This window comes from Protofrankia sp. CiP1_Cm_nod3, from assembly GCF_982290655.1.
Window position 1 is genome coordinate 1 of record NZ_CEVIVD010000050.1, and the last position, 8920, is coordinate 8920.

Sequence of the window (8920 nt, forward strand, 5' to 3'; positions counted from 1 at the left end):
TCCTTCCTCTGCCCAGCCCTCGCCGCAGCCGGTTCCCGTCCATGGCTGCTCGCCGCGCGGCGAGGCGATCACCGACTACGCCGGACGGGCCTTCTCGACCCGCTACTACTGCAGCACCTACGTGGCTTCGGCCGTCTACGCCAACGTCCGTTCCGATCAGGCGCCGGAGACTCTCGATGACAGCGGGTACATGGCCGCGGCCGCGAGCGTGTGGGCGCTGTGCCAGTACCAGGGCCGTCCGAACCCGGTCGTCCAGGGCAACACCAACACCTGGTGGCTGTACACCCAGGGTGACAACGGGCGTGCCAACACCCATGGATACACCGCCGCCTGGGGGTATCTGCCGGCGACCGCGGTGTCCCAGGGCGGGCAGAACGAGCCCGTCCCCGGCGTACCGCTCTGCCCGTCGTACTTCTGACATCCGGCGGTCATCCGGCGATGACCTGATCCGGCCTCCGCCGTCCGCGGCCCGGCCGCCGCGACGGCTGACCTCCCGAGTCGAGGTCGGGCCCCTGCTCGGCTGGGTATGACGGTTGACGTACGTGGTGCGACAGCCACTCCTCAAGGAGGTAGTCACATGCCGTTGCCCAGATGGATCGCCGAGACCAACCGCCGGGCCACCAACCGGGTCGCCGGCCCTGCCGCGACCCGGCTGCCCGGTTTCGGCGTCATCGTGCACAGGGGACGCCAGTCGGGCCGCGAGTACCGGACCCCGGTCAACGTGTTCGGCTCCGACGGCGGCTACGTCGTCGCGCTGACCTACGGCAGCGACTCGGACTGGGTGCGCAACGTGCTGGCCGCCGGAGGCTGCGTGCTGGAGCACCGTAACCACCGGGAGGAACTCGGCTCGCCACACATCGTCCACGACGACAGCCGCAGCCAGGTGCCCGCCCCGCTGCGGCCCGTGCTCGGCGCCATCGGCGTCTCGGACTTCCTGACCCTGCGCCCCCAGCCCGCGCCGCCGCAGCCCTCCGCCGAGGAGGACCTGACGGTCTGAATCCGGCAGCCGGGAGACCACATCCGGAACATAGATCAAACTGTACACTTTGGCCATGACCCTGCCTGCCCGCACCACCGATCTCCATGCGACGGACGTCGAGATCGGGCTCGCCGAAGCGCGTTCCCGCCTCGGCGAGCTGGTCAACCGCGTCCACGAGGGCAACATCGTCTACCTCACCCGTAACGGCACCCCGACCGCCGCGATCCTGTCGGTCGACGAGCTTCGCCGTCTCGTCGAGGCAGAGGAAGAGCTGGCGGATCTCCGGGCAGTCATCGCCGCCGACCGCAAGTAGTACGAGATGTACCTGAAGGAACGGGCGAGGGAGCGATGATGAGCGGCTACAGCAAGTGGGATCGAGAGGCTTATGTCGAGCGTGTCGGCGGTCCTGACGAGGCCGAACGGCGACGCAGGACGCTGATGGCCCGCGTGGACGGCTACCAGCTGGCCGAGATCCGCAGGCAACGCGGCCTCACCCAGAGCGACATCGCTGAGATCATGGGCGTGACCAAAGGGCGCGTCAGCCAGATCGAACGCGGAGAAGCGTTCACCGTCGATGTCGTGAGCCGCTGTGTCGAGGCCCTCGGTGGCGAACTGAGGCTGCTGGCCGACTTCGGCGACCACACCTACAAGGTCAGCAGCGAACAGCTCAGAGCAAGCTGATCAGCTGCCGGCATTCCGCCCTTACCAGGCAGGTGGGAAGAAACACGGACGGAACCGCCGGGGTTTGCCGTTACCCGGCCGCGGCAGGACGGTCCGGCGAGATACGGCGGCCGAGTCGCGGAGCAGGACAGTCACCGTTGGGAACGGTTCAGCAGCCAGCGGCTACGCGACCATGGTTTTGCGCCTGGGGCCGACGAGTAGACGGCTACCCGCAGTCACAGATTCGCCGCCTGCAGTGCGGCGAGGAGGTGCGGACCGGTTTCGGTGATCGTTCCAGCGCCGAGGGTCAGCAGCAGGACGCCGGCCGGGGCGCTCCGTCGGCCCGTCGAGAGGTCGGTGGCGAGCCGGTCGGTCAGCTCGTCCCAGGGCACGTAGTACGTGGCCTGGGGTACGGAGATCTTTTTGACCAGGTCGCCGGCGTGCAGGCCGAGGGTGTCGTGCTCGCGGGCGGCGTAGATGTCGGTGACGTACACCCGGTCGGCGTCGGCGAACGCGTCGGCGAAGTCGTCCAGCAGGGCCGCCAGCCGGCTGAAGGTGTGCGGCTGCATGGCCACCCACACCTCGCGTGTACCGGCCCGCTGGCGGGCGGCGGCCAGCGTGGCGCGGATCTCGGTCGGATGATGGGCGTAGTCGTCGATCACCTCCAGCGGGCCCCGGCGGTCCGTCGCCGGGGCCGTGCCGACCAGCGTGAACCGACGGTCGGCACCGGTGAAGGCCGCCAGCGTCGCCAGCGCGCTCGCCACCTCGACGCCCAGCTCGGTGGCGGCCGCGAGCGCCGCCAGCGCGTTGCGGACGGTGTGGGCGCCGGGCAGCGCGAGCGTGAGCGTCCCGACGTCGTCACCGTCGTGGCGCACGGTCGCCCGCTGGCCCCCGTCGGGAGTGACGCGCAGGTCCACCGCCTGCCATGCCCGGCCCGGTTGCAGCCCGTAGTCGACGATCCTCACCCGTCCCTCCCCGGCCGCGCGCCCCTGGCCTGCTGCGCCTTCCAGGCCGGCGGCGGGGATGAGGCTGGCGCCGGCCGGCGGATGCGGCCGGTACCCGTCACCGCCGACGGGGATGGCGCCGGTGCCGGGGCGGGCGGCGGCCGGCAGCGCCGCGAGCACCGCCTGTACGCCGGGGTCGTCCCCGCACACCACGAGCGTCCCGCCGGGACGGACCCGGGCCGCGAACGCGGTGAAGGCGCGCCGCACGGACGCCTCGTCGGGGAAGAGGTCGGGATGCTCCCACTCGACGTTGGTGATGACGGCGAGCGCCGGGTCGAGGCCGGCGAACGCGCCGCCGTACTCGTCGGCCTCCAGGACGAACACCCGCCCGGCACCGACCAGCGCGTTGCCGCCGAGCTGCGCCACCTCGGCGCCGATCACCGCGGTCGGGTCCACCCCCGCGGCGCGCAGCACCAGAGCGAGCATCGCCGACGTGGTGCTCTTGCCGTGCGAGCCCGCCACCGCGACAAGATCGTAGCCGGCGGTCAGCTCGGGCAGCCACTGGCTGCGCCGGCGGACCGGCAGGCCGCGCCGGTGGGCGGCCAGCAGCTCAGGATGATCGTCGGGAAACGCGCTGGACGCGACCACGACGTCCACCCCGTCGAGCTCCGCGTCCAGCGCGGCCGGGTCGGTGACGGCGCCCACCCGTATCCGGGCGCCGGCGGCACGCAGCGCGTCCAGGCGAGGGGCGTCCTGCGCGTCGCTGCCGCTGACCGTCCCGCCGCGGGCGAGATGGACGTGGGCGAGCGCGGACAGGCCCGATCCCGCGATCCCCAGGAAGTGGACGTGCTGAGAGCTCTCACCGGTCACGACAGGCAGTGAACACCACGCCGCGACCGGGCCGCCACGCGGCCGGCCCCGCTGACCAGGCCAAGCTGACCAGGCCGGATAGTCGGGTGGCCAGGTCGACCGATCAGGCGGCCAGGCCGAACGGCCGGGCCGGGCGGGATGGTCGGGGCCGGCGGGCATGGGGGCACGCGTGGACCCGCCGTCGCACCTGTACAAGCGGCGTCAGAGGCCAGCAGCGTCAGGGGCCAGCGGCGTCAGAAGTCAGCGGCGTCAGAAGTCAGCAGCGTCAGAAGTCAGCAGCGTCAGAAGTCAGCGGGCGTGAGAGGCCCGTTCGGCCAGCACGCGCAGCAGCTCGCCGCCGAGAAGCGTCACGTCGCCGGCACCTACCGTCAGCACCAGGTCACCCGGACGGGTGAACGCCGCGACCCGGTCCGCCACGGCCGACCAGGACGGCTCGTAGACGGCCCGGCCGGCCGGCAGCGGCACCCGCGCGGCGACGGTCGCGCCGCTGACCCCGGGGATCTGCTGCTCCCCCGCGCCGAAGACGTCCATGACCACAACCGCGTCGGCGAGGCCGAGAGCGGCGCCGAACTCGGCGGCGAAGGCCGCCGTCCGGCTGTAGAGATGCGGCTGGAAGGCCACCACCACGCTGCCGCCGTCGGCGACGTCACGCGCGGTCCGCAGCACGGAGACGACCTTGGTCGGGTGGTTGGCGTAGTCGTCGATCACCCGGACGCCGCCCGCGCTGCCCTTGCTCTCGAAACGGCGGCGGGCCCCGGCGAACCCGGCCAGCCCCTCCAGCAGGCCGGCGGCGGGCAGACCGAGCTCCAGCCCGGCGGCGAGCGCCCCGGCGGCGTTGCGCAGGTTGTGCCGGCCGGGCACCCGCAGGCTCAGCTCGCCCAGGCGCCGGCCGCGGACGACGACCTCGCAGGTCGAGCCGGCGGCGGAGACCATCGGCAGCTCCACCCGGACGTGGGCGTCCACCGACTCGCCGTAGGTGGTGACCCGCGGGACCTTCCCGCCGTCGCGCTCCCGCTCCCGCAGGGCCGCGACCAGCCGGGCGGCACCCGGGTCGTCCGCGCAGGCCACCACGAAGCCGTTCGGGTCGACCCCGTCGACGAACCGGGCGAAGGCGGCCTCGACGTCCTCGGGCCGCTGATAGTAGTCGAGATGGTCGGCCTCGACGTTGGTGACGACCGCGCCGGAGGGGGCCAGCAGCAGGAAGCCGCCGTCGCTCTCGTCCGCCTCGGCGACGAAGATCTCGCCGGTGCCGGCGTGCGCGTTGGAGCCGGCCTCGTTGATGTCGCTGCCGATGACGAACGACGGGTCGGCACCGCAGGCCTGCAGCGCGACGGTGACCATCAGGGTGGTCGTCGTCTTCCCGTGGGTGCCGGCGACGGCCAGCCCGCGCGTCCCGCGCATCAGCGCCGCGAGCGCGGCGGACCGGGAGACGACGCGCAGGCCGCGCCGGCGGGCCGCCTCGACCTCGGGGTTCCCGTCCGGGATCGCCTGGGAAACGATCAGGGTACGGGCATCGCCGACATGATCTGGATTATGACCGACGGTTACCACGGCGCCGAGTGCCCGCAGCGCGGCCAGCCGGCGGGTGTCCCTGGCGTCGCTGCCGGACACCGCCGCGCCGCGCCGCATCAGCAGCCGCGCCAGCCCGCTCATGCCGGCGCCGCCGATCCCGACAAGATGGACGCGGTCGAACTCGTCCGGTAGGGCCGGAGCTGTCACAGTGACATCTTGCCCCATCCGCCGTCCGAGACCAGACCTTTGCGGGCCGCGCGTGGCGCGGCGAGCCCTTCCACAGGCCGCGCGGACACGGCGGGTGTCTGCGGGTGTCTGCGGGTGTCTAACGGGCCGCGTGGCGCGCCGGCTGCCGCCGGCGGGACGCCGCGGCCTCCCGGATCATCGCGACGATCGCGTCCGCGGCGTCGGGATGCCCGGACCCGGCGCAGGCGGCCGACATCTTCGCCAGCCGCTCGGCGGAGGTCAGCACGGGCAGCAGCTCCGCGCGGACCCACTGCGCGGACAGGTCGGCGTCGTCCACTATGAGACCGCCGCCGGCCTCCACCGTCGGCAGGGCGTTACGCCGCTGCTCACCGTTGCCGTGCGGGAGCGGGACGTAGCCGGCGGGCAGGCCCACCGCGGCCAGCTCCGCGCAGGTCATCGCGCCGGAGCGGCACAGCGCCATGTCCGCGGCCGCGTAGGCCGACGCCATGTGCTCCAGGTACGGCCGGACGACGTAGGGCGCGGGCAGCTTCGCCGGCAGCGCCGCGAGCACCGTGTCGGCGTTCTTCGGCCCGGCCGCGTGCAGGACCTGCACCCCGCCTGCCGTGATCTCCCTGGCTACCGAGCTGATCACGTCGTTGAGCCGGCGGGCCCCTTGGGAGCCGCCGAAGACCAGCAGCGTCGGCCGGTCCGGGTCGAGGCCGTAGCCGGCCCGCGCGGCCCGGACCGCCGCCGGGGAACGGTCCAGGCGCAGGATCTCCGGGCGCAGCGGGATACCGGTCAGCCGCCCGCCGCGCAGCGGCGTGTTCGGGTAGGACACCGCGACATAAGGGGTGAACCGGGCCCCGATCCGGTTGGCCACCCCCGGCAGCGGGTTCGCCTCGTGCACGACGATCGGGATGCCCGCCCGGCGCGCGGCCAGGTAGGCGGGGACGGACACGTACCCGCCGAAGCCCACGACCACGTCCGCACGCACCCGGGCGAGCGCCGCCGACGCCTGGCTGACCGCCCCGGCCAGCCGCCCGGGCACGGTGAGCAGGGACGGCGTGGGCTTGCGCGGCAGCGGCACCTTCGGCACCGTCGCGAGCTCGTAGCCACGGGCCGGCACCAGCCGGGCCTCCAGCCCGGACTCCGTGCCCAGCAGGGTCAGGCGCAGCCGCGGGTCAGCGGCGCGCAGGGCGTCCGCGACGGCCAGCGCCGGTTCGACATGACCCGCCGTGCCACCGCCGGCGAGCACCACACTCCTCAGCATCGTCCACGACGATGGCACATCCTGGCCGCGGGCCGCTCCCCGGGTACCGTCAGCGGCACTGCCCGTCCCGGTGGCGCCACGGGGAGCACCACCGGGAAGCGGCGGGAAAGGGCATGTCAACGCCGTATTTCAACTTTGTCTACCTGCCTGGTCGGGCATGGACGCCGCGTCCGCGACGATGGTGCACTGCAACTAAATGTCCCCCGTAACCGGATGCCCGCCGTGCCCGCGGCCGCGCGCCGGCCGCCCCGACCGGAAGGGAACCCATGACGAGCGTGAGCGCACCGGCCCCGCACCAGGCCGAGGTGGCGGAGGCAGCCACGGAGACGGGGACGGGGGCAGGGGCGGGTACGGGGACGGCCGAGGCGCCCGGGATACCGGCGCAGACCACCGTGCCGCGGGGCCTGCTGATCGGGGTCCAGCTGCCCTCGCCGTGGGGCGCCCCCATCCGGCAGGCCCTCGACGGCCTGCTCGTCGGCGAGCCCGACATCGAGATCGTCGATGTTTCCGCGGCGGAGGGCCCGGAGCGCCGGCCGCGGGTCCTGCTGACCGGGCCGGGCCTGCGCGTCGAGCGGCCGCCGGCCTGGTTCGGCGACGTCGAGTGGGTGCACACCGTCTCCGCCGGGGTCGACAGCTACCCGTCCTGGCTGCTGTCGGCACCCGTGGTGACCTGCTCCCGCGGCCTGCACGCCACCCAGATCAGCGAGTGGGTGGTGACCGCGCTGCTCACCGGGGCCAGGCAGAACTCCTGGGTCACCGCGCCGGTCACCGCCTTCCCCCGGCCGACGCCGGGCGCACTGCTCGCCGGTTCGACGCTGGGGATCGTCGGGTTCGGGGAGATCGGGCAGGCGGTGGCCCGCCGCGCACTCGCGCTCGAGGTCGACGTGGTGGCGCTGCGGCGGCGGGACCGGCCGAGCCCCGTGGACGGCGTCCGGCTGCTGCCCGATCTCGCCGGTCTGCTGGCGGTGAGCGACGCCGTCCTGCTCAGCGCCGCCGCCACCCCCGACACCCACCACCTCATCGACGAGACCGCGTTGCGCCAGGTGAGGCCCGGCGTGCACCTGCTGAACATCGCCCGGGGCACCCTCATCGACCAGGAGGCGCTGCGGCCCGCCCTCGACGACGGCCGGGTCCGCCTGGCCAGCCTCGACGTGACCGACCCGGAGCCCCTGCCGGCCGACCACTGGCTGTTCACCCACCCCCAGGTCCGGATCAGCCCGCACATCTCGGGCTGGGCCCCCAGCCTGGAACAGGCCATCGCCCGGCGGTTCCACGAGAACCTGCTGCGCTACCGCTCCGGCCAGCCCCTGATCGGCCTCGTCGACCCCACCGCGGGCTACTGAGGGGCTGCTGAAGGACCCTGGCGGGTTGCTGAGGGCTACCGACGGGCTACCGACGGATGCTCAGCGGGCCGTCCGGGCTCCGGTGCGGGCCGAGGATCCGGCGCGGCACTGCTTCGGGTTCGTCGTGTCGCGTTTCTCCGCCAGCGCCGATCCCGAGCGGGTCCGGCGGCAGGCATGAACGCGCGACAGCCGTCCCCGAGCAGCCCGCGGGAGCTGGATTGATCCGGCCAGTCATCGCGGCCTGGAAAGCCTGGAAATGCTGTGACCCAAGGCTGCGACCCACGGCTGCGACCCACGGAAACGCTTGAACGTAACTGTCCGTTACACCCTCTCCCGGGGCAGGCCCCGCCGGTGATGCCCACCCTGCCGCGGGCCGTGTCCGGGGTGTCGCCGGCTGCCCATATCGGTCATGGGATGCTGGCGATCCGCCAGGGATTCTCCTTTGTGTGCCGGATGATCCCGGTAGGAGATCGTCGATTGGGGGGCGCATGGGCGGCGATGAGCGTGACGACGACTGGGCTTACGACGTGGCTGTTGCGCTACGCGGTCCGGAGCTGACGGGGGACGCGCGGCGGGATGCCGGGCAGGGCGGGGAGTCCTGGCTGGAAGAGACGGCCGGCCGGGCCGGGCAGCATCGCCGTGACCGGCGGGCCGCGGTTGTGCAGCGTGGCGAGCAGGCCGTGCGCGCCGCGGTGCGGGCGTTGAGCAGCCAGATCGGTGTGGTGGCCGGGGATGTGGCCCGTGGCCTGGACGGCCAGGGGCTGGTGGAGGCGGCGCCGGGCCAGCTTGGGGTCGACGCGGTCGAGGTGTCTTTCGGGGTGACGTTGACGGCCGGTTCGGGCCAGGCGATCGAGGCGGTGCTGAGTCTCGAGGGTGAGGCGGCGGTGCAGGTGACGGTGTCACTGACGCGGCGCTCCGGCGACTCCGCCGCCGGCGCTTCCGCCACCGCCTAGCGAGGCGGGCACCGTGCTACCGGGTGTGGGCCGGCTGCTGGTCGACGGGGAGCCCGTCGGGGACGAGAGCGAGGTGTTCCGCACCGGCTTCGTGATCGACAGCAGTCATGTGCTGACCGCCGCGCACTGCGTGCGTGGTGTGGACGAGGCCGACGCCTCGTTGTGGCTGCGGCTGCTCCACGAGCGGGAGCCCGGTGATGCGG

General features: G+C 73.4%; 10 protein-coding genes and 1 pseudogene. 8 read left to right on the forward strand and 3 right to left on the reverse strand.

Going from position 1 to position 8920, the window contains the following annotated elements:
- The 4 genes and pseudogenes from AC5LUJ_RS11845 to AC5LUJ_RS11860 form a co-directional block, all read left to right on the forward strand.
- Positions 1 to 418, forward strand: a pseudogene (locus AC5LUJ_RS11845) (serine/threonine-protein kinase); the annotation flags it as partial.
- A 159-nt stretch (positions 419 to 577) separates the two neighbouring features.
- The gene (locus AC5LUJ_RS11850) at positions 578 to 997 is read left to right on the forward strand and encodes a nitroreductase family deazaflavin-dependent oxidoreductase (protein WP_250285332.1); all 420 of its coding nucleotides are present in this window, start codon (positions 578 to 580) and stop codon (positions 995 to 997) included.
- 55 nt (positions 998 to 1052) lie between these two features.
- A complete protein-coding gene (locus tag AC5LUJ_RS11855; RefSeq protein ID WP_250285331.1) occupies positions 1053 to 1292 on the forward strand; it encodes a type II toxin-antitoxin system Phd/YefM family antitoxin in 240 nt (79 codons plus the stop codon).
- Positions 1293 to 1330: 38 nt separating this feature from the next.
- Positions 1331 to 1660, forward strand: coding sequence for a helix-turn-helix domain-containing protein (locus AC5LUJ_RS11860; RefSeq protein ID WP_250291930.1), 330 nt, complete (start codon positions 1331 to 1333; stop codon positions 1658 to 1660).
- Between the two features lie 215 nt (positions 1661 to 1875).
- Here AC5LUJ_RS11860 and AC5LUJ_RS11865 read toward each other — a convergent pair whose 3' ends face one another.
- From AC5LUJ_RS11865 to murG, 3 genes are all read right to left on the reverse strand, one after another.
- Positions 1876 to 3453 (reverse strand): UDP-N-acetylmuramate--L-alanine ligase, encoded by a 1578-nt coding sequence (locus tag AC5LUJ_RS11865; RefSeq protein WP_250291932.1) that lies wholly within the window; start codon positions 3451 to 3453, stop codon positions 1876 to 1878.
- Positions 3454 to 3741: 288 nt separating this feature from the next.
- Positions 3742 to 5172: a UDP-N-acetylmuramate--L-alanine ligase gene (murC, locus tag AC5LUJ_RS11870; protein WP_493464940.1), complete on the reverse strand. Its 1431-nt coding sequence runs from the start codon at positions 5170 to 5172 to the stop codon at positions 3742 to 3744.
- Between the two features lie 118 nt (positions 5173 to 5290).
- Positions 5291 to 6421 (reverse strand): undecaprenyldiphospho-muramoylpentapeptide beta-N-acetylglucosaminyltransferase, encoded by a 1131-nt coding sequence (murG, locus tag AC5LUJ_RS11875; RefSeq protein WP_250285326.1) that lies wholly within the window; start codon positions 6419 to 6421, stop codon positions 5291 to 5293.
- A gap of 266 nt (positions 6422 to 6687) precedes the next feature.
- Here murG and AC5LUJ_RS11880 point away from each other — a divergent pair, with 266 nt between their 5' ends.
- From AC5LUJ_RS11880 to AC5LUJ_RS11895, 4 genes are all read left to right on the forward strand, one after another.
- Positions 6688 to 7764 carry a D-isomer specific 2-hydroxyacid dehydrogenase family protein gene (locus AC5LUJ_RS11880; protein ID WP_250285325.1) on the forward strand — a complete coding sequence of 359 codons (1077 nt, stop codon included), beginning with the start codon at positions 6688 to 6690 and terminating at the stop codon, positions 7762 to 7764.
- A 25-nt stretch (positions 7765 to 7789) separates the two neighbouring features.
- Positions 7790 to 7942 carry a hypothetical protein gene (locus AC5LUJ_RS11885; protein ID WP_250291934.1) on the forward strand — a complete coding sequence of 51 codons (153 nt, stop codon included), beginning with the start codon at positions 7790 to 7792 and terminating at the stop codon, positions 7940 to 7942.
- 310 nt (positions 7943 to 8252) lie between these two features.
- On the forward strand, positions 8253 to 8717 hold the full coding sequence (locus AC5LUJ_RS11890) for a hypothetical protein (protein WP_250285323.1): 465 nt from the start codon (positions 8253 to 8255) through the stop codon (positions 8715 to 8717).
- A gap of 13 nt (positions 8718 to 8730) precedes the next feature.
- On the forward strand, positions 8731 to 8920 hold a 190-nt coding region (locus AC5LUJ_RS11895; RefSeq protein ID WP_493464941.1), incomplete at its 3' end, for a trypsin-like serine protease.